This window comes from Collinsella sp. LCP19S3_F2 (assembly GCF_052121015.1).
Lineage (GTDB): Bacteria > Actinomycetota > Coriobacteriia > Coriobacteriales > Coriobacteriaceae > Collinsella.
Genome location: NZ_JBQKFA010000001.1, coordinates 108,403 through 130,083, shown reverse-complemented (window position 1 = coordinate 130,083; position 21,681 = coordinate 108,403). Strand labels below are relative to the sequence as shown.

At 61.3% G+C, this 21,681-nt stretch carries 21 protein-coding genes; 1 reads left to right on the top strand and 20 read right to left on the bottom strand.

Annotated elements, in window-relative coordinates; genetic code table 11:
- Positions 1-134: 134 nt before the first annotated feature.
- From ACTQX9_RS00615 to tmk, 17 genes are all read right to left on the bottom strand, one after another.
- Positions 135-1,217: a PTS system mannose/fructose/sorbose family transporter subunit IID gene (locus ACTQX9_RS00615; protein ID WP_441016782.1), complete on the bottom strand. Its 1,083-nt coding sequence runs from the start codon at positions 1,215-1,217 to the stop codon at positions 135-137.
- Positions 1,207-2,007: a PTS mannose/fructose/sorbose/N-acetylgalactosamine transporter subunit IIC gene (locus tag ACTQX9_RS00610; RefSeq protein WP_441540216.1), complete on the bottom strand. Its 801-nt coding sequence runs from the start codon at positions 2,005-2,007 to the stop codon at positions 1,207-1,209. Before ACTQX9_RS00610 ends, ACTQX9_RS00615 begins: the two co-directional genes overlap by 11 nt.
- 90 nt (positions 2,008-2,097) lie before the next feature.
- Complete coding sequence (gene agaV, locus ACTQX9_RS00605) at positions 2,098-2,580, bottom strand: PTS N-acetylgalactosamine transporter subunit IIB (protein ID WP_154514998.1); 483 nt, start codon at positions 2,578-2,580, stop codon at positions 2,098-2,100.
- 36 nt (positions 2,581-2,616) lie between these two features.
- Positions 2,617-2,898, bottom strand: coding sequence for a preprotein translocase subunit YajC (gene yajC / locus ACTQX9_RS00600; RefSeq protein WP_022094612.1), 282 nt, complete (start codon positions 2,896-2,898; stop codon positions 2,617-2,619).
- Entirely contained in the window at positions 2,898-3,341 is a 444-nt protein-coding gene (locus ACTQX9_RS00595; RefSeq protein ID WP_117743271.1) for a PTS fructose transporter subunit IIA, read from the bottom strand. Before ACTQX9_RS00595 ends, yajC begins: the two co-directional genes overlap by 1 nt.
- Before the next feature lie 645 nt (positions 3,342-3,986).
- Entirely contained in the window at positions 3,987-5,072 is a 1,086-nt protein-coding gene (locus tag ACTQX9_RS00590; protein ID WP_441540215.1) for a hypothetical protein, read from the bottom strand.
- 126 nt (positions 5,073-5,198) lie between these two features.
- The gene (locus ACTQX9_RS00585; RefSeq protein ID WP_441540214.1) at positions 5,199-6,284 is read right to left on the bottom strand and encodes an isocitrate/isopropylmalate dehydrogenase family protein; all 1,086 of its coding nucleotides are present in this window, start codon (positions 6,282-6,284) and stop codon (positions 5,199-5,201) included.
- A gap of 6 nt (positions 6,285-6,290) precedes the next feature.
- Complete coding sequence (locus ACTQX9_RS00580) at positions 6,291-6,989, bottom strand: hypothetical protein (protein WP_427718960.1); 699 nt, start codon at positions 6,987-6,989, stop codon at positions 6,291-6,293.
- A 15-nt stretch (positions 6,990-7,004) separates the two neighbouring features.
- Positions 7,005-7,433 carry a hypothetical protein gene (locus ACTQX9_RS00575; RefSeq protein WP_441540213.1) on the bottom strand — a complete coding sequence of 143 codons (429 nt, stop codon included), beginning with the start codon at positions 7,431-7,433 and terminating at the stop codon, positions 7,005-7,007.
- A 5-nt stretch (positions 7,434-7,438) separates the two neighbouring features.
- Positions 7,439-8,518, bottom strand: coding sequence for an NAD(P)-binding domain-containing protein (locus ACTQX9_RS00570; protein ID WP_441540212.1), 1,080 nt, complete (start codon positions 8,516-8,518; stop codon positions 7,439-7,441).
- 98 nt (positions 8,519-8,616) lie between these two features.
- On the bottom strand, positions 8,617-9,570 hold the full coding sequence (locus ACTQX9_RS00565; protein WP_441540211.1) for a DegV family protein: 954 nt from the start codon (positions 9,568-9,570) through the stop codon (positions 8,617-8,619).
- A gap of 80 nt (positions 9,571-9,650) precedes the next feature.
- Entirely contained in the window at positions 9,651-10,235 is a 585-nt protein-coding gene (gene hpf / locus ACTQX9_RS00560; protein WP_055285508.1) for a ribosome hibernation-promoting factor, HPF/YfiA family, read from the bottom strand.
- A 317-nt stretch (positions 10,236-10,552) separates the two neighbouring features.
- Positions 10,553-11,545 (bottom strand): substrate-binding periplasmic protein, encoded by a 993-nt coding sequence (locus tag ACTQX9_RS00555; protein ID WP_441540306.1) that lies wholly within the window; start codon positions 11,543-11,545, stop codon positions 10,553-10,555.
- A 604-nt stretch (positions 11,546-12,149) separates the two neighbouring features.
- Positions 12,150-12,908 carry a ComF family protein gene (locus ACTQX9_RS00550; protein WP_441540210.1) on the bottom strand — a complete coding sequence of 253 codons (759 nt, stop codon included), beginning with the start codon at positions 12,906-12,908 and terminating at the stop codon, positions 12,150-12,152.
- 150 nt (positions 12,909-13,058) lie between these two features.
- Complete coding sequence (locus ACTQX9_RS00545; protein ID WP_441540209.1) at positions 13,059-14,753, bottom strand: PSP1 domain-containing protein; 1,695 nt, start codon at positions 14,751-14,753, stop codon at positions 13,059-13,061.
- Positions 14,744-15,871: an ATP-binding protein gene (locus tag ACTQX9_RS00540; RefSeq protein WP_427718943.1), complete on the bottom strand. Its 1,128-nt coding sequence runs from the start codon at positions 15,869-15,871 to the stop codon at positions 14,744-14,746. Before ACTQX9_RS00540 ends, ACTQX9_RS00545 begins: the two co-directional genes overlap by 10 nt.
- 1 nt (position 15,872) lies before the next feature.
- Positions 15,873-16,556, bottom strand: coding sequence for a dTMP kinase (gene tmk, locus ACTQX9_RS00535; protein ID WP_427747986.1), 684 nt, complete (start codon positions 16,554-16,556; stop codon positions 15,873-15,875).
- A gap of 248 nt (positions 16,557-16,804) precedes the next feature.
- On the opposite strand from tmk, the gene ACTQX9_RS00530 reads away from it, so the two are divergent.
- Positions 16,805-17,791, top strand: a complete 987-nt coding sequence (locus ACTQX9_RS00530; RefSeq protein WP_441540208.1) for a zinc-ribbon domain-containing protein — start codon at positions 16,805-16,807, stop codon at positions 17,789-17,791.
- A gap of 144 nt (positions 17,792-17,935) precedes the next feature.
- Here the strand turns inward: ACTQX9_RS00530 and ACTQX9_RS00525 are convergent, their stop codons facing one another.
- From ACTQX9_RS00525 to hypA, 3 genes are read right to left on the bottom strand one after another with little or no spacing between them, the layout of a single operon-like run.
- Positions 17,936-20,527: a DNA topoisomerase I gene (locus ACTQX9_RS00525; protein WP_441540207.1), complete on the bottom strand. Its 2,592-nt coding sequence runs from the start codon at positions 20,525-20,527 to the stop codon at positions 17,936-17,938.
- A gap of 54 nt (positions 20,528-20,581) precedes the next feature.
- Positions 20,582-21,265 carry a hydrogenase nickel incorporation protein HypB gene (gene hypB / locus ACTQX9_RS00520; protein ID WP_441540206.1) on the bottom strand — a complete coding sequence of 228 codons (684 nt, stop codon included), beginning with the start codon at positions 21,263-21,265 and terminating at the stop codon, positions 20,582-20,584.
- Positions 21,266-21,319: 54 nt separating this feature from the next.
- Positions 21,320-21,676 carry a hydrogenase maturation nickel metallochaperone HypA gene (hypA, locus tag ACTQX9_RS00515; protein WP_152068469.1) on the bottom strand — a complete coding sequence of 119 codons (357 nt, stop codon included), beginning with the start codon at positions 21,674-21,676 and terminating at the stop codon, positions 21,320-21,322.
- Between the last annotated feature and the right edge of the window lie 5 nt (positions 21,677-21,681).

Below are 21,681 nucleotides of genomic sequence, written 5' to 3'. Positions count from 1 at the left end.
TATCTGTCTGCCACATCCGAATCATCAAGAAAACAAAAGCCGCGCGCTCTTTCGAGCACGCGGCTTTTAACATACACATGGCTTAAGGGGTCGGGGTGTGAGCCGCGTAGGGACACACCCCTCAAGCTAGAGCCTTACCAGATGCTCGGCCAGAGACCAAGCGGGCCAGCGCCCAGGATGCCCAGGACGAAGAGCAGCAGAATGCCCTTGGTCGGGGTCCAGCTGTGCTTAGCGAACATGTAGTAAAGCAGCAGCGTAAGCATAAGCGGGACGAGCTTCGGGACGATGGTGTTGAGGGTGTCGGCAACAGAGAAGTTGACCGGATCCTCGGTAACGGTGCCGTAGGTCACGGACTCCATGCCGTTGCCCAGATCGGTGACGCCGCACTCGACAGCGTTGCCGTCGGCATCGGAAGCGGTGAGGGCGTTGCCGTCCTTATCGGTCATGGCGATGGTACCGGCCTCAGCGGTCTCGGTATCGATGCCCTCCATACCGGTGAAGTTCTCGGCATCCTTCTCGGAGACGATCACGGTAGTAGCGGAGAGGCCACGGGTGGTGCCGTTGGGAATCTGGAGGTTGATCTGGGTGCCACCCATGGTGACGACCAGGCAACCGACGACGAAGACGCCCATGATGGAAGCGGCGCGCGTGAAGGCCTGCATGTTGGCGGTCAGAGCGTCAATAGCGCTGGTGCCAAGCTTGTAGGACCAGTTCATGAGCCAGAAGCGCAGTGCGAACTGGACGGCGTTGAAGATCACCAGGAAGATGATCGGCGCAGCGGCGTTGCCGTTGATGGCCATGTTGGAGGTGATGCCAGCCGTGATAGGCACGAGCGTCAGCCAGAACAGGGCGTCACCGATACCACCGAGCGGGCCCATTGCGGCGACGCGGACGGCGCGAATCGTGGGGATGTCAACTTTGTTCTGCTCGAGCGAAAGCACGATGCCCATAACAAAGGTGACGAGGAACGGGTGAGTGTTGAAGAACTCCAGGTTGTGGCTCATGGAAGCCGCGAGGTCGTTCTTGTTGGTGTGGATCTTCTCCAGACCGGGGATGATGGAGTAGAGCCAGCCAGCGGCCTGCATACGCTCGTAGTTGAACGAGGCCTGCAGGAAGCAGGAGCGCCAAGCCATCTTGTTGAGGGTCTTCTGGTCGAGCTGCGGAGCAGGAGTGAGATCCTCGTAGTGCTCCGGGATCACATACTCATTAGATGCCATCTTCGAAGTCACCTCCGTCAGAAACAGCTGCACCCTTCAGCTCGGTCTGCTGCTGGAAGTCCCAGAAAGCGATGCCGAAGCCGATGAGAGCGAGGATGAGCAGGGCAGGAGTTGCCAGAGAATCGTTGGCAACGGTGATGATCGCGAGGCCAAAGCCCATGAGGAAGAAGCCCCACATATCGCGGTTCATCATAACCTTGAGCAGGACGGCGAAGCCGACGAAGCGCATCATGCCGCCTGCAGCGGAGAGACCGGTCTGCAGCCAAGCCGGGATGGCGGAAGCGATGGTCTGACCGATGGTAGCGCCAGCGATGAAGAACAGGGTGACGACGATAGCGAAGATCAGGCCGAGCAGAGCCATGGCGAAGTAGTTCAGACGCTCGATACCCTTGGTGTCAGCGTTGTGAGCCATGTTGTCCGCGGAGGACATGAGCGGCGACATAAGCGTGAAGACCAGGGTAACGCCGAGCTGACCAAGCAGAGCGAACGGAATGGCAAGGCCGACTGCCGCGTTGGGCTCGAGGCCCGTGGCGATTGCGAGAACGGCTGCCATGATGCCGCCGATGACGGCGTTAGGCGGCTGAGCGCCTCCGATCGGCATGTTGCCGATCGTCATGAGCTGATAGGTACCACCCACGAGAAGACCGGTGTTGAGGTCGCCAAGGATAAGACCGATGACGGCGCCGGTGACGATGGGCTGATAGAGAGACTCGAGGAAGTTGAACTGGTCGATTGCCGCGACGAACGTGACGATGAAGACCAGAGCGACCTGGATAATCGAGTATTCCATCTTGCTCCTCCTTTCAAAATGCATGTACGCACTTTTGATATCACGTACAGAACGTCAGGGTTTCACTCCTGACAATGTGGATCACGAGGATTACGAGAAGAGCTTGCTCGTGTCCTCAACAGGCGTGCTCGGAACGCGCCTGATCTCCAGCTCCACCCCCAATTCCTGCAGCTCTTTAAACGCAGCGACATCCTCGTCGTTAACTGCGACGGAGGTGGCGACTTGGCGCTTTCCTTCCGACATGTGCATGTTGCCGATGTTTACCTTCTTTATAGGCACACCGCCCTTGACGAGCGTAAGCACGTCTTCCGGTGTTTCGGCCACGATGAAGATCTTCTGGCGCGGGCTCGCCTTGCCGATGACGTCGATGGTCTTCTGCAGGGAGAAGAAACGCGTAGCGACGCCGGCGGGAGCGGCCATCTTCATGAGGTTCTGACGCATGGTATTGGTTGACACGTCGTCGTTGGCGACGAGGATGAGGTTGGAGCCCAGAGTGGAGTTCCACTGGGTGGCAACCTGACCATGAATCAGTCGGTTATCGATGCGGGTAAGAAGAATGTTGGGTTCTGCCATGCTGATCAGCTTCCTTTCGCTATTTGCTGACGACAGTTACTTGATCTCCTGAATCGCGTAACGCGAAACATCTACGACGGCTCCGGATCGGACCTTGATCTGGACCTTCTCGCCTTCGATGCCCTTGACGGTTCCGTAGATACCGCCGGCGAAAAGAACCTCCTGACCCGGCTTGAGCTCGGTGTGCAGCTCCTTGAAGTACTTCTGCTTCTTCTTCATGTTGATTTGCGACCAGATGGTGTAAATCAAGCCCATGATGACAAGCAGGCCTAAAAGAGCGACCGAGGAGCTCAGGACGTTGGCTCCGAAATCGGCCATTAGATGCCGTCCTCGTCGCCGAAGATATCCTCTTCGTCGGAGCCGGCAACGGATGCGACCGTCTGGGCGGTGATGCCCGTCTGGCCAACGGTCACTGCCTGCTCGCCAAGCTCGGCGAGCGTGGCATTGCCGCGGAGGAACAGAAGCTCAATAACCATGGGGAGGTTGGTGCCAGTCAGAACCTCGACGTTGTCGACATCCTGGGCAATCATCATCGACTGGTTAAACGGGGTGCCGCCAAGCAGGTCGGTAAAGACGAGCACGCCATCGCACTCCTCGCGCATGGCGGTAATAGCGGCGCGGAGATCCTCACCGTAGGAAGCAGCCTGATCGCCCTCAAAAGGAACGACGGTAAAAGCGGGCTGGTCACCGGCAACCATAGCGATAGCGCTTGCGAGACCGGGTGCGAACTGTCCATGACCGGTAAGAATAAAGCCAACCATTCAAATTTCCCTTCCGAAGGTGTGTACGATCTGAGTCCGATGATTTTCGGAAGCCAGCGGGCGCTCGCCCTTAAAGCTTCTTGGAAAGCGTTCTTTGAAGACCAGTGGTTTCTCAACTGGTAGTAACCACGTGACGTGTTGTTGTCACTATATCACCCCAGAAGAGGTCGCTTTCGCTGATTCATACAGTAAAACGTTTTTGCACCGCTCACGGTGATATTTCGACCGTTTACCGGTCGTTAACACATCTACCTGCGGTTTTGAAACCGTTTCGAAATGCTTTGGCAAAAGATCGGATCTTTTCCCGTGTCTAAACAACGCAGGGAGGCTAAAAATAGCGTGTAGAAAAATTGCAGGTCATTGTGAAGATATGTGAATTGGTCTTTTTGACTTAATACCAGTCTGAACCAGTTTTGAGATTATCGGCGAACGGTCGTTTTCGACCGTTCGCCGGTTACTTGCAATCGTTTACAGTTGTTTTCCCAGATGAATTAGGGAGACCCGATGAAGCACGTGCGTGATCATTCAGTCTGCCCTTTCCGTCTCAATAGATAGCCCTCCAACGCAAAAGCCCCCTAGAACGATTTCCGCTCTAGGGGGCTTCAGCAGATATTTCGGCTTCGTACTCGAAGGCTCAGGCAATCTTTACGCAAACAGGCCGTAGATGCTGATATTGGCCTTGGCGTAGAGGCCGTTGGCGTACTCGGTCCACTTGGAGCTGGCGCTCGAAGCCTGCGAAGAGTACTGCTGGTAGGCGGTGTAATAGGCGGTCATGGCCTGCTTATAGGTAGCGCTATCGGCCGTAAAGGCATCGTCGGCAAAAGCCTTAGCGTAGGTGCTATCGGCGTCCTTCCAGGTGCCCTTCTTGCTATCCCACTCGTCACCGGCAAGGTTGATGATGTAGTCGGCGTAGTCCTTGCTCGCGGTGTCCTCGTTGCCGTCAGAAGGCTCGGTCGGAGCGATCGGCATGCTTGCGGAGCTATCGCCCACCTTCTTCTTGTAGAGCTTCTGCAGCGTTGCGGACTGGCGGACGATCTGCTTGGCCTGGTCCTTGGACACGCCATACTGCGTGGCCATGGTCTTGTAGTCCGAAGTGCCGATAGAATCCTCGGCGTACTCCTTCATCTCCTTAGAAGAGACGGTGATGCCCTCATCCTCGGCAGCGTCCAGCAGAATCTGGTTGCGCACGTAGGACAGGATAACGTCGGCAGAGGGAGCGGTGTAGTTGCCATCGCTATCCTTGACGGTATCAAGGCTGTACTGGCTCTCGATGGCCTCGCGCGCGGTGATGTCGCTCTTCTTGCCGTTGTAGCTGTAGCTTGCCACGGTCGAATCGAGCTGGTCCTCGGTGAGGGTCGCCGAGCCGACGCCCTTGCCGCCAAAACCACCGTTGCCGATAAAGAAGCCGACCACAGCAGCGATCACGATGGCGACCACAAAGGCGGCAATCATCGTCTTCTTGTGCTTGGATGCGCTGTCGTCCACGTCGGAGTCATCGTCCTCGTCCTGCTCCTCAGGCATGAGGTTCTCGTCGGCGGCATCCGCGGCAATCTGAGCCTCCAGGCGGGCGTCCTCCTCCTCGGCGGTCGTGCCGGCAGCAATGTGCTCGGCAGACGTACCTGCGACCAGATCGATCTTCTCGTCCTCGTCACCGTCGGGGCCTTCGCCGCGCTCGATGATCTGGATGCCGTCGATCTCGTCCTTCTCGTCCTTCTTTTGAATCAGACCCATATCAGTTACTCCTTGTTAAGAAACATAGTCCTCAATAGAATACGCCCGACAGAGCGCCGGGCGTATTCATTCTCAGGTTATCCGCAAACGTATAAGTACCGCTTAGGCGTTTGAAGCCGTATCCCCTTAGGCAAGATGCGCGATAACGGCATCGGCAAAGGCCTGCGTGCCCACGGCGCCCTCAATGGAGCCGGTCTGGGCACGACGCACGTCACCGGTAACCTGCTCGCCCTCGTCGAGCGTGGCAGATACGGCGGCGCGAATGCGATTGGCAGCATCGTTCTCGCCCAGGTGATCGAGCATCATAGCCGCAGACAGAATCTCGGCCGTGGGGTTAGCGATATCCTGGCCAGCGATATCGGGCGCGGAGCCATGCGTGGCCTCAAAGATGGCGCAGTCGGCTCCGATATTGGAGCCGGGGGCCATGCCAAGGCCGCCCACAAGACCGGCGCACAAGTCGCTGACAATGTCGCCATACAAATTGGGCAGGACCAGAACATCGAAGTCGTTGGGGTTCTGAACCAGACCCATGCAGGTGGCGTCGACGATCTTGTCGTTGAACTCGATATCGGGATAGTTGGCAGCCACCTCGCGAGCCACGCGCAGGAACAGGCCGTCAGTCGCCTTCATGATGTTGGCCTTATGCACGGCCATCACCTTTTTGCGGCCGCAGCGGCGAGCATACTCAAAGGCGTACTCCACAATACGGCGGCTCTTGGCGATGGAGATGGGCTTGATCGAGATGGCGGAATCCGCGGCGAAGGTTTTCTGACCCGAGCGCTCGACAAGCTGTGAAAGCTCCTCGACCTCGGCAGCGCCTTCGTCGAACTCAATACCAGCGTAGAGGTCCTCGGTGTTCTCGCGCACGATAACCAGGTCGACATCGCGGAAGCGCGAGCCATCGCCCGGTTGCGACAGGCAGGGACGCACGCAGGCGTACAGATCGAAGTACTTACGCAGGGCAACGTTGACGCTGCGGAACCCCGTACCGACCGGCGTGGTGATGGGGCCCTTGATGGCAACTTTGGTCTGGGCGACGGCATCGAGCACATGATGGGGCAGCGGCGTGCCAAACTCGTCCATGACGCCGGCACCGGCCTCCTGGACGTTCCAATTGATCTGGACACCGGCGGCCTCGACCACGCGGCGCATGGCCTGCGTAATCTCGGGACCGATCCCGTCACCGGGAATCAGGACTACATCGTGCGCCATAATCTGTTACTCCTCGTCTTCGGCGTCGTCAGATTTTTTAACGCTAGCACGCTTCTTCTTTTTGGAGAGATCCAGGCCAAAACGTTTAACAAGCATTTCGCAAATCTCGCTCGAACGGGCCTTGAGATAGCTGCCCTTGCCGTTCTCGGCATCGAACTTAAGGCGCAGCGCAAGCTTCTCGGCGATCTCGGCATCGATCTCGCCTTTGCCAAACTCGTACAGGCAGCCGAGCATATCGCGATACTCGAGGTCACCGTGGTAGCACTGGATGGCCTCGTCCAGGATGGGCCAAGCCTCGCGCGAACGCTCGACGCTCGTGGCACCCCACACGCACAGCAGGCGGAAGGCGGCATAGCGCAGCGTGGAGGAAATCTCGTCAAACAGTGCGGTCTCGGCGCCCTCAAAGGCATCGCCCAGCTGGTCGGGGCAGGTGGTGGCGAGCGCCGCCAGGGCATCGAGGGCCTCCCAGCGAGTCTGAGCCTCGGGGCGGTCGAGCGCCTCGATCAGCGCGGGCACGCAGGGCACGACGCGCTGCGGATCGCGCTCGGCAAGCAGGTGCAGCACGCGGGCGGCAAACTGGCGGATACGGCGCGTGGGGCAGCCGAGCTCCTGGACCAAGCGGTCGACGGTGTTCTCGTTCTCCTCTGCCAGCTGAAGCTGTGCCAGCTCCTCGTCGGTGAGCTGTTCGTCTTTGTTTTCTGCCATAGTTACCTCTTCTTACTATTTCTTAGTGTGCCTGCCAGCACCCTTGCTGTCATCGGTGACCGAGATGAGCTGTCGGTCAGCCGCGCCATTGCGACGCGCGCGGCGGCGCTCCTCGGCGTCTCCTGCGTCGGCGGCGGCGCGATGAGCCTGGTTGACGTTAAAGACCTCATCGTGCTTGCGCCACGGACCAACGGACTCGCCAAAGCTCATCTTAAGGCCGGCGATAAAGCCGCCAAGCCAGCCGATCGGCGCAAACTGCACCAGCGGGAACGGCGAGAACACCCAGGTCAGCAGGACGACTGCCGCCGCCCCTGCAAAGTTGGCAATCCAGTAGTCGCGCTTGGTGATGACGCGCTTTTCGCACGCCCACTGGCCGCACAAAAAGCCAATGTAGATCGCAAAGAGAAAGAGCACTAGTGCAAGCACCACGAACGTCCAGCTCATGGGCGCTACTCCTCGTGATGGTGGCCGCAGCAGCACTCGTGGCCGTCGTCATGGCCGTGGCCGCCGCAGCACTCGTGGTCCTCGCCATGGTGGTGGCCACAACCGCACTCGTGGTCGTCGCCATGCTCGCCGCAACCACAGCCTTCCTCGTGAGCACCATGCTCCTCGGGACGATACTGCGACCAGTCCAGACCGGCGGCAATGGCGTCGGCCTCCTCCTTATAGAGGACATTGATGGCCTGGGTACCCAGCTTGGCACCACCGATGGCGTCGAGCATGTCATAGAGCGTAAAGGCCACGTCGGCGCCGGGCAGCGCAAGCTCTCGGTCGTCGGCATAGGCGAGCGCCAAGCGCAGGTCCTTGATGAAGTGCTCCACCATAAAACCGGGCTTGTAGTCGCCGTCGAGCGCCTTGGGCGCCAGGCTCTCCATGGCACCGGACTTGCCGGTGCCGCCCAGGATCATCTGACGGGTCTTCTCCATATCAAGGCCGCTCAGCTCGGCAAACGCCAGCGCATCGGCCATGCCGACCATGCAGGCGCCCAGCGACACCTGGTTGGCGAGCTTGGCAGCCTGGCCCTTGCCGGCGCCATCGAAGCAGCAGATGGTTGCCGCAAAGGTGGAAAGGATATCGCGGACCGGGGCAATGTCGTTCTCGGTAGCGCCCGCGATAGCCGTAAGCGTGCCGGCGATAGCACCCGACTCGCCGCCGGTGACGGGGCAGTCAAACGCCATGCGGCCGGAAACCTGGGCGGCCTCGGCAATGTCGCGCGCCAGCTCGGGCGAGCTCGTGGTGAGGTCGATCAGGACCGCACCGGGCTTAGCGCACGCGAGCAGACCATCGCCCGCCAGGTAGAGCTCCTCGACCTCGGAGGGATAGCCCACCATGGTAAAGACGACGTCGGCGTTCGCCGCGGCATCTGCCGGCGTATCGGCCCAGACGGCACCGCGCTCAACAAGCGCTGCAGCCTTGGACTTGGTGCGGTTGTTGACCGTGACGGGATAGCCAGCGTCCAGAATGTGGCCGGCGATAGGGGCACCCATGATTCCGGTGCCGATAAATGCGACAGAGAGCTTGTTTGCCATGAAACCTTTCCTTTTGGGTTGGGTGTTATTACCAGGTTGAATACTCGTTGCCAGCGTTTGGGCTGTGAGTCGAGGGCGATTACGGACGCAGCGCTTGTCTACTGGCCGCGCACGCGGCGGGCGATGCGGTCGGAAAGCGACGCCTTGTCGGTGCGGTTCTTGCCCCAAAACGCGCAGGCCACCATGCCGGGGCCCACGTGCGAGCCGATGGTGGGGCCCACGGAGCTGCGAATGATCGTGACGTCGGAGCAGCCCTCCTCCTTGCGGATGGCGGCTTCGAGCCAGTCACCGTCCTTTTCGGCATCGGCCGTCATGATGGCGATGGGCATGGTGCGATCGGGCACGTAGTTCTCGCGGAACGACTTGAGGATGGACTTGAGCGCCTTCTTGCGGCCGCGGTTGACGCCGATCAGCGACAGCGAGCCGGCAAGGTCGTAGGAGAGCTCGGGCTTGACGTCGAGCTTTGCCGTGAGCTGCGCCGCCGCGGGCGGAATGCGGCCGCCGGCAGCCAGCGCATCGAAGCTCTCGAGCGTAAAGTAGCCGTGCACGTAGGTCTTGGCCTCGTTTGCCCAATCGACCAGCTGCTTGGCAGTCAGTCCCGCCGAACGCTGGCGCACGGCCTCAAGCGCCAGGAGCTCGCCGGTCGCGCAGGGCAGAGCGTTGTCGACCACGTAGAGCTCAAAGTTGGGATACTCGGCGCGCACGGCATCTGCCGCCTGGCACGCGGAGTTGTAGCTCGACGACAGCGCCGAGGTAAAGCACAGGTAAACCGTGGGCGTGCCCTCTTTGGCGCACTCGGTAAAGAACTCGATATAGCGACCGAGCGACACAGCCGAGGTGGACACGCGGGCACCGGCGCGCATGCGGTCGTAGAACTCCTTAGGGCTCATGCTCGACCAGATGTCGTCCGTGCGCTCCTCGCCATCGATAATGAAAGGGAAGCCCAAGATATCGACATCGAGGTTCGCGGCGACCTCGGGGTTAAAGTCGCAGCAGGTATCGACGACGATACGGCAACGGTCCGAATGACCGGCGGATGCGGCCTTGTCCATCAAAGCGACTCCTTACGTAAAAAAGGCGGCCACCCGCATGGGATGGCCGCCAACCGTTAACTCATGCAAGTTAACGTATTTTACTCGTCAAGTGTTTCGATGCGGGGCTTGATGATGCCATATCCACCATTCTTACGGTGATACACCACATTGATGAGGCCAGTCGTCGCGTTCTCGAACACGTAGAAGTCGTGGCCGAGCAGATCGGTCTGCACCAGCGCCTGCTCCTCAGTCATCGGGGTGACATCGATGACCTTCTCGCGGACGAGCAGGTCGTCGTCCTCCTCGGGCAGCAGCAGGTCGGCCAGATCCTCGACGCGCTCGACCGGTGCGACATCCGCGGCGCTGGCACCGCCCTGGCGGTTGTCCACAACCTTGGTCTTGAACTTGCGCAGCTGGCGGGTGACCTTATCGGCGGAGAGATCGATGGCGGCATACATATCTGCGCCGTGCTCGGCGACGCGAATCACAGAGCCGCGGGCACGAACCGTGACCTCGACGATTGCCGGGTTGGGGTTCGAGGGGTTCTTCTCATAACGAAGCACGACGTCGACTGTCATGGGCTCGATATCGAAAACCTTGAGCGCCTCGCCGATCTTCTCGTCCACATGCGCACGCAGAGCATCGGTTACCGTCGTCTTGCGTCCAGAAACCTTGATATCCATACGTGGCTCCAATCTGCCTCGGGGACTTACTGTACTGGCTATGTACCCATTGCCGTGCATTTAATCACCCGAATTCCCAAAGGCCCGAATAACGACTGCTTGATACCGCATACCGAAGTCTCGCACTTTTCCGCGGCAAAGTGCGCTATATGAGGGCGTCGGCGGAGTTGGTTTTTCTCCTGGAAATTGCCCTTGAGCTGCTGGTTTTATCAAAATTGAAAAGCCGGGCTCCCCTATTGGGGAGACCCGGCCATGCGTGTTGAAACCGTGAAGAAGCGCCTTGTTCAATGTATGGCAGGCGCCACCCCTACCAATAACTAGCTATTGAGCTTGTTGATGTCATCGTCGGTGATGGCGCCCTCCTGGCTAGACGACGGGCTGTCGCCGTTGTTATCGGAGGTGTCGCCATCGGAGGACTCGGTCTCGTTGGACGTGGATTCGGATGCCTGCACATTGGCCCCCGAAACAGCCTTGGCGGTAAGGTCATAGGGCATTTGGCCGTACCAGACGCAGTGGACCGCCTCGAGCGTGCCGTCGACCGTGATGTCGTCGAGGGCATCGCCCACGGCACGGCACAGCTCATCGTTAGAGCTAAGGCCTGCGACGCCAAGCGTGGAGGGCGTCTCGAGCGTGCCAACACAGGAGATCTGGCTCATCAGGCGCGCGAGGTAACCACCGGCCGTGGAATCACAGATCACGTAATCGACCTCGCCCGACTCGAGTGCCTCGAAGCACTCGTTGATGTTGGAGAAGGTCTTTTGGTTGGCCGTGATGCCCTGCTTGGCGAGCGCTTCCTGCGAGGCCGAGAAGGTCTGAACGCCCAGGGTAGCGGTGTTAAGGGTTTCGGTGGAAACGCTCAACGACTCGCCGTCAGTGCTCTTGCCGAATACGGCGGGGGCGTCGTACAGACAGGTGCCAAGCGAGCTGATATCGCCGTCCGTAGAGCTGACGTCGCCAATGAAGATATCGGCCTTTTTATCGCTGAGCGCGGAATCGGCCGAGGATGCATCGACAAAGGCGACCTTGAGACCCATGCGGCATGCGAGGGCACGAGCGGCATCGACCGCATAGCCCGTGAGGTTTCCGTCGGCATCCTGCATGGCTTGCGGGGCATCGGAAGTATCGAGAGCGACCGTCAGGGTTCCCGGCGTGACCAGGGCATCGTCCGATACCGTGGGGGTAACGGTCTCGCGCTCGATCTGGTCGATCGTGGGCGTCGTGAACGTGGACAGTGGATTGAACGCGCATCCACTCAGGCCCAAAACGGCAATGACCGCCGCGGTCCCAGCACCCAACCGAGCTGCATGCATCAAGCTGCCCCTCACCATGTCCGCTACCCTGCCTTCTGTGTCGTATACGATCCGTGCCCTGCACGGAATATCGGGTTGTTCCCACCAGCTGACCTGGTATTTGACCCCACACTTGCGCACCGGGGCGTTTGCTCGGGAGGCCGCAGCCACCTTCACGACTGGCCCGCTCGCCCGCGAGGCGGTATTGCCCCAAAGAAAGTAGAACGGACGGTGCGGCTTACATCTAGGACGCGCCATGATCGCGCCGCGCGCACGCGGTCGCTTACGTGGATCCCTTTGACCGCGTCTGTCTTGGACTTGGATGGGCGCATTGCCCGTCCGCAACCACAGCCTGGCGGGAACGTAGCGCATTATAGCTAAGTTCAAGCTAAAGTTTAAGGTTAGGTCGTCATTCGCACCGCGAGTACAGATTTCGCAGGTCGAGGCGGGCAGCACACGGCGCCCTTCATCGGGATGGAAGTCCCTCCAACTGATGTGACCCATATGCCGGCGCTCGGCGCGCATCATGCGTAGCGCCGAGGCGCCGGTCAGGATCACAGAGGCTGCCAGTTGCTCGCCTGCCGGCTCGACGCGCCGCGCAATCTTCACTGCCACAAAACCACCCCTACCAAACGCGTGCGATAGCGAGGCCATCGACGGCTTTGGCGCCGGCGCGCTTAAGCTCCGCCGAGGCAGCTGCCATTGTCGCGCCCGTGGTAATGACATCGTCGATGAGCAGCAGACGACAGCCACGTACATCCTCGACCGTCTCGTACATGTCCCGGGCATGTTCCCGGCGCTCGGCGCGACCGAGTTCGCGCTGGTCGCCATGACCGTATTTGACCAAGGCGTCCACCAATGGCACGCCCGAAAGATCGCAAAACGAGCGCGCGATTGCTTCCATGTGATCAAATCCACGCCGCCGATACGCCGCCGCAGTCGCGGGCACAAATACCACCGCGTCGGCACCGGACAGCACGCCGCCGTAACGGTCGGGGGCTGCTACCTGGGCATGCAAGGCGGTGTCGTAGAGCAGCTCTGCCAGATACGGTGCCAGACGGCGCTCGCCCGCATCCTTGTATGCCTTGATGATGCGCGGCAACGGATGCGTATAGACAGCGCACGCCAGGCAGCGATCGAGGGCCTTAGCCACCGTCGAAGACGCACCCTCGACCGAGCACTCGGTACACAGCAGGCCTCCAAACGGAGCGCCGCACCTCGTGCAGCTGTGGCGCGGATCGACAAGCGTGAGCGACGCCAGGCACTCCTGACAAATAAGCGCACCGGCACACTCGCAACCGGCGCATCGCGTGGGCGAAAGAACCTCGAGTGCCTCATGCGCCGCGCGCTCGGCAAACGGTAGCAATTCATCCGCAAACGGCAAGATGCCGGCACTCCGTAAGCGGCTCAAACCATTCAGACAGTTATTTATGACAAAACCCTCCCTACGCTTGGGCGAAGGGAGGGTTGTCGATTCAGTGCCATGATACCCCGTTGCACTTGGGGTCAGACAAGTCGAATCCGCTTGCGGGCGCTATTCGCCGGCAGGCGGTTGCGGTGCGGACGAGGTGTGGGTCGAGCCTTCGCCACCATCCTGGCGCGGCTTGCGGGAACGGCGACGGCGGCGGCGCTTCTGACTCTGGTCGGCCGAACCCTCGCCGCTGCGATCCTCACGCGGTTCGCGCTCGTCGCGAGCACCGCCGCGCGAAGCCTTGGCGGCAGCTCCTCCGCCATCGCCGGGGCGACGGCGCGTGACCTTGACTTCACCATCCGAAACCTGATCGGCCACAGAAGGAACCGAGGGTTTCTGCTGCGTGCCCGAGGAATGGCGACGGCGCGGACGCGGCGCGCGCTCCTCCTCACCACGTGGCCTGCCAGCCTTGTCGGCAGGCGCGTCGGAGGCCGAGGCACCCTTGGGAGCGGCACCGGCCTCGCGAGCGGCTGCGGTGCGGAAGGCATCCTCGCGCTCCTCGCTCGACAGGTGGCGGCGACGACGGCGCGTGGGGTTCATGCCGCCGCCGCGGTTTTGCTGCTGGGGCTGCTGAGCCTCGCGCTCGCGAGAGGCGTTCTTGCCCGCGGTCTCGCCGTTGTCGACGGTCGCCGCGCGCTTGCGGCGACGACGGCCGCCGGCCGCCTCCTCGGCCTCGGAAGCCTCGGCCTTGCCGCGGCCCTTTCCGCGGCCACGACCCTCGCTCTGGCCCTGACCGGCACAAGCATCGGATTCGGCATCGCGACGACGGCGCTTGGGCATCGACGTGCCGGCCAGACGGTCGGCACTCGACAGGCCATCGCCCACGTCGACGCCGTTCTCGCGATCGAGCTCCATGAGCGCCAGGCGCATCTCGGGCGACTCGATGCGCTCGAGCACATCGCGCGTCACGCAGTCGGGACGGCAGCTGCAGCCCTGATCGGCGGCCTTCTTTTTGCAGCCCTCCGAGCACGTCATATCGGCCAGGTTGACCTTAAAGACTTTACCGTTCTCCAGGCGCAGCACCAGCTGCTCACGCGGCGTGTCATATTCCTGGATACGCGCCTTGCCGAGCGGCGTATCGATGAGCGTCTTCTTTTTGGGCGCGCGGCTCTTAAAGTCCTTGTACGCCTCGAACTCATAGCGCAGGCAGCACATCAGGCGGCCGCACACGCCGCTGATCTTAGACGAATTGAGCGGCAGGTCCTGCTCTTTTGCCATGCGAATCGAGACGGGCTCAAACTGTCCGCCAAAGCGCGTGCAGCAGAGCTCCTGTCCGCATTGGGCATAGCCGCCCACCAAGCGAGTCTCGTCACGCACGCCAATCTGGCGCATGTCAACGCGAATGTGCAGCGTCGAGGACAGGTCCTTGACGAGCTGACGAAAATCGACGCGCTCCTCGGCCGCAAAGTAGAACACGGCTTTCTCGCCGCCAAACAGGTATTCGACACCCACCGGCTTCATCTCGAGGTCGAAATCTTTGACCAGACGGCGGAAATCGACCATGGCCTCATCGCCCTGGATGGCCAGGTCGTCGGCAAGCTGCAGGTCGATATCGCTCGCCACACGCAGCACGGGCTTGAGCGGCTGACCGATCTCGTCTTGCGGCACCTCGAAGGGATCGGCCGTGACCAGGCCGATCTCGGTTCCGCGCTCGGTGGAGCAAATGGCATAATCGGCCTCGAGGATATCCAGATCCTGCGGGTCAAACCACAGGTCGCGCGAGGCGTAGGTAAACTTAACGGGTACGACTAACGGCATTTCAGTGCCTTCCTGATATCGAACAGCATGACCTCGATGGCCAGCTGGGGAGTAACGTTTCTGGCAATGTTGCGCTCGGCGGTCGCGACCGCCTCGAGCGCCCGGGTGGCACCCGCAACATTCGTCGCGGCGGCAAGCCGCCCGATCGTGTCGCGCACGTCCTCGTTCACAATGTCTGCCGCCTCATCCTGAAGCGTCAGCAGCACGTCGCGCATGAGCGTCCGCGCGCTCGCCAGCGCTTCCATGATACCCGAACGCTCGCGCGCATTGAGTTCGCGCTTGTTGCGGTCCTCAAGCTGCTTCAATGCTCCACGCGACAGATAATCGGCGTTTTGCTCGAGCACCTTTTCCTGCGTGGACTTGACCTCGGCGAGCGGAGCCTTAACGGCGACGATGAGCGACTTGGCGCGGCTGAGTACATCGGCCTCGTCGGCGGCGATGAGCGAATCGATGGCGCGGATCATCTGGCGGCGAGCATCCTGGCGCTCGGCGCTCTTAAGGAACTCGATGCCGCGCGTGGGGCTCCCCGCCACGGCGACCGCCATGCGACAGCGTGCGAGATCCTGGCCCGTCGCGCGGCTCACGGCCTTCGTGGCCACGGCGGGCGACACCAGCCGAAACGGCACGCACTGGCAGCGGCTCACGATGGTGGGCAACATCACGTCTGCCGAGGTGCCCAGCAAGATAAACATAACGCCCTCGGGCGGCTCCTCGAGCGTCTTGAGCAGTGCGTTGGCGGTGTTGGCGCGCAGCTGCTCGGCACGGTCGATGATGTAGACCTTGGCCTTGGCACGGATGGGCGCCAGCGGCACGTCGTCGAGCAGCTCGCGGGTCTGGGCGATGAGGTAGCCCGTGGCGCTCTCGGGCGTGTAATAGTGCACGTCGGGGTGCGTATGGCGGGCGACACGCACACAGCTATCGCATGAGCCACAGCCGTCCTGCTCGCACAGGAAGGCTTGGGCGAGCGCCCATGCGGCATCGAGCTTGCCGGCACCGGGAGCGCCCAAAAACAGGTAGGCGTGCGATGCCCGGCCGCTGGCGACGGCGTTGGTCAAAAAATCGCGTACGCGCTCTTGGGTGTCGAGCTTGGCCAGCAGGCTTGCCAGAGCGGGGGCCATGTTACTCGGCCTCCTGGGCAAGCGTGGCGGTGACGGCGTCCTGGGAAATGTCGAGACCGTACGCGCGAACCTGCTCGACCGTCTGCGCGAAGACGTCCTCGATGGAAGCGGTGGCGTCGATGAGCTTCACGCGATCTGGCTCCTCGGCGGCAATGGCACTAAATCCCTGGTAAACGCGCTCCTGGAACGCCATGCCCTTGGCCTCCATGCGGTCGACCGCACCACGGGCGGACATGCGCAGCGCCGCCTGCTCGGGCGTGATGTGATAGACGAGCGTGAGCGCCGGGTGCGTCCCCGCGACAGCAAGGTTGTTGGCGTCGCGTACCATCTGGCGATCGAGACCGTCGGCAAACGCCTGGTAGCAGGTCGTGGAATCATAGAAGCGGTCACACAGGACCACTTTGCCGGCCGCAAGGGCGGGAGCTATGACCTCGTGCACCAGCTGGGCGCGTGCGGCCTCGTAGAGCAGCAGCTCGCAGGTATCCCCCATCGCCGTATTGGCGGGGTCGAGCAGCAGGGCACGGATCTTTTCACTAATGGCGGTACCACCCGGCTCACGCAGGGTCACGACCTGGTAGCCAGCGAGCTCGAGCGCACGGGCCAGCAGGCGCGCCTGCGTGGACTTACCGGCACCATCGACGCCCTCGAGCGTGATAAAGCTATGTTGAGCGGGCTCAAAAGCCATGGGCGCAGTCCCTTCCTACAAGGCGCGTAAATGCAGATATATCAACCAAATCATGATACCCCAGGGACAGGCGCACCCCAATGACTCCCAATGACTAAAGGTGCCTTTCCAAAGTTGCGGTGAAATAGGGACTGATTGAAGCTCTAAGACCGCCAAACAGTCCCTATTTCACCGCAACTTATGATGGGGAATTTTGGATGCTGGGTATAATCGTCGTATGGCATTGAAATGTGGCGAAAGGAGTGGCAATGTCTCGGTATTGCGCCTCGTGCGGCAAGCTTCTTGCAGATAATGCCAAGTTCTGCACCTCGTGCGGTGCACCCGTTGAGCAAACAGCCGCGAGCGATAGCCAGCCCGCTTTTGACCAAACCGGGCCCCTTGATACGCCGCAAGCCAAGGCGGACGATCCCCTCGCTTATCGCCCCGACCCCGCCGCAAGCCCCGCGGCCGTCGAGACCACGCAGTGCATACCCGCCGCGAGCGGCTCGCCCCAACAGCAGCCGGCTCCCGCATACGCGCCTGCTTCGCCACAGACCCCCGCTCCCAAAAAGAGCGGCACCGGGGCGCTTGTCGCCGTTATCGTTGCGCTGGTGGCAATCATCATCGCCCTGGTCATCTTCTTTGTGATCAAACCGTTCGACAACTCCGCCACGCAGACGACTGCCGAGGTTACCAAGCTGCACCACGATGTTGACGATGATGACCTCAAGCCCCTCGGCGACCCCAATAGCCTTTACGACGATGACGATGACGACGAGGACGAGGCTGGCGGCGAAGCAACCCTCTCCGAGCAGAACCTCTACCGTCGCCTGAGCGAATACTACGACCTGCTCGAGGACCTCGATAGCCAGGTCCGCGCCTGCGCGCAGGCCTTCAATGGTAGCTATCTGGAAGAAGATCGCACCACCCGCCAAAATCTCGCCGACGTCGCCGAGCGCACGGAGGAGACCATCGAGCAGTATTACGATATCGTCGAGGACCTGAACGTCCCCATGAGCTCCAAGAACTACAACTCCTGGAAAGACATCATTGCCCTGTATGACGACCTTGATCACCGCATCGACGCGATCTGCGATGCCTGGGAGATCAGCCTAAAGTACGCAAAGCCCTCGGACCATAAGGACGAAATCGTGGCGCCGCTGGCACGCGACAACGAGCCGGGAACCAGCAGCAACAAGTATCGCTTGGACTTTGAGGACCGCTATCCCAGCGCCAAACCCGTCGAGGTGAACTAGCGTTTTGTCGTTCCCGAGCTGGCAGTTAGGGACGTTCCTAAACTGCCGGTAGAAAAGGAACGTCCCTAACTGCCGAACAAAAAACGGGCGAGGATCATGGGACCCTCGCCCGTTTTTGTTTTGGGCAATGTTTCGGCTGCGCCGCTACTTGCTGGCGGCCGCCTTCTTTGTGGTCGTCTTTTTCGCGGCAGCCTTCTTGGCAGTCGTCTTTTTCGCCGTGGTCTTCTTTTTCGCCGTGGTCTTCTTCGCCGTACTCGCCTTGGTCGTCGTCTTGCGGCCGCGGGCGGGCTTCTTCTCCTTGGTCGGGCAGTCCATGTTGACGCAGATGCGCCACGGACCGCGCGCCGTGTTGACCACCACGATGGGGGCGCCGCACTCGGGGCAGGTCTCACCCGTCGCCTCGAGCTTACCGCGCGCCGGCAGAGGATAGCTCACGCCGCAGTCATCGTAGTTGGTGCAGCGGATAAAGCGCTTGCCGCTCTTCTCGCTCTTGTGCGCGATCAGGTCGCCATGGCGTCCGGCCTCGGCGCACACCTTGCACTCGCCCACCTTAAGGTCGGGCTCGTAGTTGGTGGGGCACGTCGGGTTCACGCAGATCTCGAAGGCCTTCTGGCGGAACGGCTGGCACTTAATGCGCGGCGCGCCGCATTCGGAGCACACGGCGGCCTCGCCCTCGAGCGGGCTCACCTTGACACCGCTCGGCACCGGATAGGTCACGTCGCAGTCGGGCCAGCCCATGCAGCCGATAAAGCTGCCGCGGGTCTTGGCGCTCGTCTTCATAACCAGATCCTTGCCGCACTTGGGGCAGGCGCCCACGCGCGCATCGGCCGTGACGGCATCGCTGATGGCGTCGCCCAGCTCCTGCGTATGCTTGAGCAGCTCATCGAGCACGCCGGCCAGCAGCGCGCGCGAGTGCGTCACGACATGCTCTTCGGTATCTTCGCCGCGCTCCACGCGGGTCATGTCGCCGTCGAGCTCGCTGGTCATATCGGGGCTCGTGATGCGCGGGGCAAACTGCGACAGTGCATCGATGATGGCGATACCCAGCTGACTCGGCTCCACGGGATCGTTTTTGAGGTAGCGCACGGCGTACAGGCGCTCGATGATGCTCGCGCGCGTGGACTTGGTGCCCAGGCCGCGCTTTTCCATCTCCTGCACGAGCTTGCCCTGGCTGTAGCGTGCGGGCGGCTCGGTCTGCTTGGCCTCGAGCTTAATGTCGAATACGTCGACCGTGTCGCCCTGCTCCAGCGGCGGCATCTGCTCGTCGCGCTTGAGTCCGTACGGGTATGCCTCGCGGAAACCCGGGGTCACGAGCACATCGCCCGAAGCCACGAACGGCTCGCCGTTCACGTCGAGCTCGAGCTTGGTGTTCTCGATGGTGGCGGGGCCCATAAGCGTCGCCAGGAAGCGGCGAGCGATGAGGTCGTAGAGCTTGCGCTGGCCACCGTCGAGCATGGACGGATCGCCCTCGCCCGTGGGGTAGATAGGCGGGTGGTCGGTGGTCTCGACCTTGCCGCGCGTGGGCTTCATAGGACCGGCGAGCACCTTTTTGCATACGGGCGCCAGCGCCGGGTTGATCTTTGCCAGATCGCTCACCACGGCGCCCAGATCGAGCGTCGCGGGGTACACGGTGTTGTCGACACGCGGATAGCTGATAAGACCGGCCATGTAGAGGGACTCGGCGATGCGCATGGTGCGTGCGGGCGAGATGCCCTCGGCCGCAGCGGCAGCCTGCAGCGAGGTGGTCGCAAACGGCGTGGGCGGCTGCTGCTTGCGCGAGCGCTTGGTCACCGCGGCAACGGTTGCCGTCGCAACGCCGTCGACATGGCCGTACGCCATCTCGGCAGCATCCTTGTCGGTAAAGCGCGCCGTCTTGTGCGCGATCTTAAAGCGGTCCTCCTCGGCAGCAGCCTGCGCGGCAGCCATGCCGCGAATCTGCCAGTAGTCCTCGGGCACAAACGCCATGCGCTCGCGCTCGCGCTCGACCACCAAGGCAAGCGTCGGGGTCTGCACGCGGCCGGCAGAACGCACGTTGCCAAAGCCGCCAAACTTGGCGAGCGTCAGGTAGCGCGTGAGCACCGCACCCCAAATGAGGTCGATGTGCTGACGACTCTCGCCGGCATCGGCCAGGTTCTGGTCGAGCGAGACGAGGTTATCAAAGGCCTGCGTGATCTCGGCCTTGGTAAACGAAGAATACTGGGCGCGGGCAACCGGCAAGTCGGGCGCAACCTCGCGCACCTTGTTGAGGGCGTCCGAACCAATCAGCTCGCCCTCGCGATCGAAGTCCGTGGCGATGATGACGCTGTCGGACTTCTTGGCAAGGTTCTTGAGCGAGCGAATGAGTTCTTTCTCGGCCGGCAGCTTGATAACGGGCGCCCAGGTAAGGTAGGGCAGGCTCTCGAGCTTCCAGCCTTTGATGGAGATACCGTCGGCAAGGAACGGTTTGCGCTTGGTGTCATAGGGCGGACGCGCCAGGCCATCGGGTATGTCGGCCGGCAGCATCTCGCCGTCCTCGGTGACCGAGTACCAACCCAGCTTTTTATCGAACAGCACGCTGTCGCAAAAATCGGGCGCAAGGATGTGACCGGCAAGGCCGATTGTCACGCACTCCTCGCCTTTCCACTCAAAACGATAGATGGCGGTGTTATACACCTTGTCCTTTTTGGGCTTGCCCGTGGAAAGACGCTCGGCAATCTGACGCGCGGCGTCGTTTTTCTCGGCGATGATGAGCTTCAAAAGAGGCTCCTATCTCGTGTGTCTGCGGCTGCGCCCGCACGTACGACGGCCGACTTACGCCCTTGTTTGTTCGATCTGCCCGATGAGCCAATCGCACCAGGCATCCATGCCCTCGCCCTTGTGTGCGCTCACGGCAAACCGCGGCGCCTGCGGATTGAGGTCATCGAGTGTCTTAGTATACCTATCCATGTCAAAATCGAAAGCCGGGGCCACATCGACCTTGTTGAGCAGCTGTGCGCCAGCGTGCTGGAAGATGCCCGGGTACTTAATGGGCTTGTCGTCGCCCTCGGGCACCGAGAGAATCATGATGGACAGGTTCTCGCCCAGGTCAAAGTCGACCGGACAGACCAGATTGCCCACGTTTTCGATAAAGATAACATCGATGTTTTGAAGGCCCACTGCCTGGTCGAACGCATCAACGGCCTCCATGATCATGTTGCCCTCGAGGTGGCACAGACCGCCCGTGTTGATCTGAATGGCGGGCATGCCGGCTTCCTTCATGGTGATGGCGTCGACATCCGAGGCGATATCGCCCTCGATGACGGCACAGCGCAGGCCGGCTTTGTCGCGCAGACGCTCGTTGGTGCCCAGAATCGTGGTGGTCTTACCAGAGCCGGGACTCGACAGCACATTGATCACATAGGTGCCTGTCTCTTTGAATCGCTGACGCAGCTGATCTGCCAGGCGCTCATTGCGCGACAGAATCGGCGATGCGATATCAATAGTTTTCTCGGCCATACTCGGCACTCCTTACTTCTACCATTTATACCCCGTCCCCAAATGGCAGGCTGGTTAATTGTCGGGGGTTTCGATCTCGATGCTGGCGATGTCGAGCTCGCGGCCGTGCAGCAGGCGCACGTTGGTGCCGCCACACTGAGGACAGCGGCAATGGAAGCGGTCGTGCTCAAAGACCTCGCGGCAGTCCAGGCACTCGCTTTGTGGATGGACTTCCTCCACGGCAAGCTCGCAGCCGCGCGTGAGCATGTCCTCGTCGCGAAACGTCTCCCACGCAAAGTCGAGCGCCTCACGCACAACTTCGGTCATATCCCCAATGCGCAGCGTTACCAAAACAGCGCGCGAGGCCCCCGCCCCACGCGCCGCGCGAATCACTGTATCGAGTATGCCGTTGACAATGCCAACCTCGTGCATACGGA

Bases quoted from the DNA above. Each gene is read 5' to 3' on its own strand.
- ACTQX9_RS00585 (WP_441540214.1), bottom strand. From the start codon at position 6,284: ATGGCGCACGATGTAGTCCTGATTCCCGGTGACGGGATCGGTCCCGAG.
- ACTQX9_RS00565 (WP_441540211.1), bottom strand. From the start codon at position 9,570: ATGGACAAGGCCGCATCCGCCGGTCATTCGGACCGTTGCCGTATCGTC.
- ACTQX9_RS00595 (WP_117743271.1), bottom strand. From the start codon at position 3,341: ATGGTTGGCTTTATTCTTACCGGTCATGGACAGTTCGCACCCGGTCTC.
- ACTQX9_RS00580 (WP_427718960.1), bottom strand. From the start codon at position 6,989: ATGGCAGAAAACAAAGACGAACAGCTCACCGACGAGGAGCTGGCACAG.
- yajC (WP_022094612.1), bottom strand. From the start codon at position 2,898: ATGGCCGATTTCGGAGCCAACGTCCTGAGCTCCTCGGTCGCTCTTTTA.
- ACTQX9_RS00555 (WP_441540306.1), bottom strand. From the start codon at position 11,545: ATGCATGCAGCTCGGTTGGGTGCTGGGACCGCGGCGGTCATTGCCGTT.
- agaV (WP_154514998.1), bottom strand. From the start codon at position 2,580: ATGGCAGAACCCAACATTCTTCTTACCCGCATCGATAACCGACTGATT.
- hypB (WP_441540206.1), bottom strand. From the start codon at position 21,265: ATGGCCGAGAAAACTATTGATATCGCATCGCCGATTCTGTCGCGCAAT.
- tmk (WP_427747986.1), bottom strand. From the start codon at position 16,556: ATGGCTTTTGAGCCCGCTCAACATAGCTTTATCACGCTCGAGGGCGTC.
- ACTQX9_RS00530 (WP_441540208.1), top strand. From the start codon at position 16,805: ATGTCTCGGTATTGCGCCTCGTGCGGCAAGCTTCTTGCAGATAATGCC.
- ACTQX9_RS00570 (WP_441540212.1), bottom strand. From the start codon at position 8,518: ATGGCAAACAAGCTCTCTGTCGCATTTATCGGCACCGGAATCATGGGT.
- ACTQX9_RS00590 (WP_441540215.1), bottom strand. From the start codon at position 5,072: ATGGGTCTGATTCAAAAGAAGGACGAGAAGGACGAGATCGACGGCATC.
- ACTQX9_RS00610 (WP_441540216.1), bottom strand. From the start codon at position 2,007: ATGGAATACTCGATTATCCAGGTCGCTCTGGTCTTCATCGTCACGTTC.
- ACTQX9_RS00575 (WP_441540213.1), bottom strand. From the start codon at position 7,433: ATGAGCTGGACGTTCGTGGTGCTTGCACTAGTGCTCTTTCTCTTTGCG.
- ACTQX9_RS00540 (WP_427718943.1), bottom strand. From the start codon at position 15,871: ATGGCCCCCGCTCTGGCAAGCCTGCTGGCCAAGCTCGACACCCAAGAG.
- ACTQX9_RS00615 (WP_441016782.1), bottom strand. From the start codon at position 1,217: ATGGCATCTAATGAGTATGTGATCCCGGAGCACTACGAGGATCTCACT.
- hpf (WP_055285508.1), bottom strand. From the start codon at position 10,235: ATGGATATCAAGGTTTCTGGACGCAAGACGACGGTAACCGATGCTCTG.
- hypA (WP_152068469.1), bottom strand. From the start codon at position 21,676: ATGCACGAGGTTGGCATTGTCAACGGCATACTCGATACAGTGATTCGC.
- ACTQX9_RS00545 (WP_441540209.1), bottom strand. From the start codon at position 14,753: ATGCCGTTAGTCGTACCCGTTAAGTTTACCTACGCCTCGCGCGACCTG.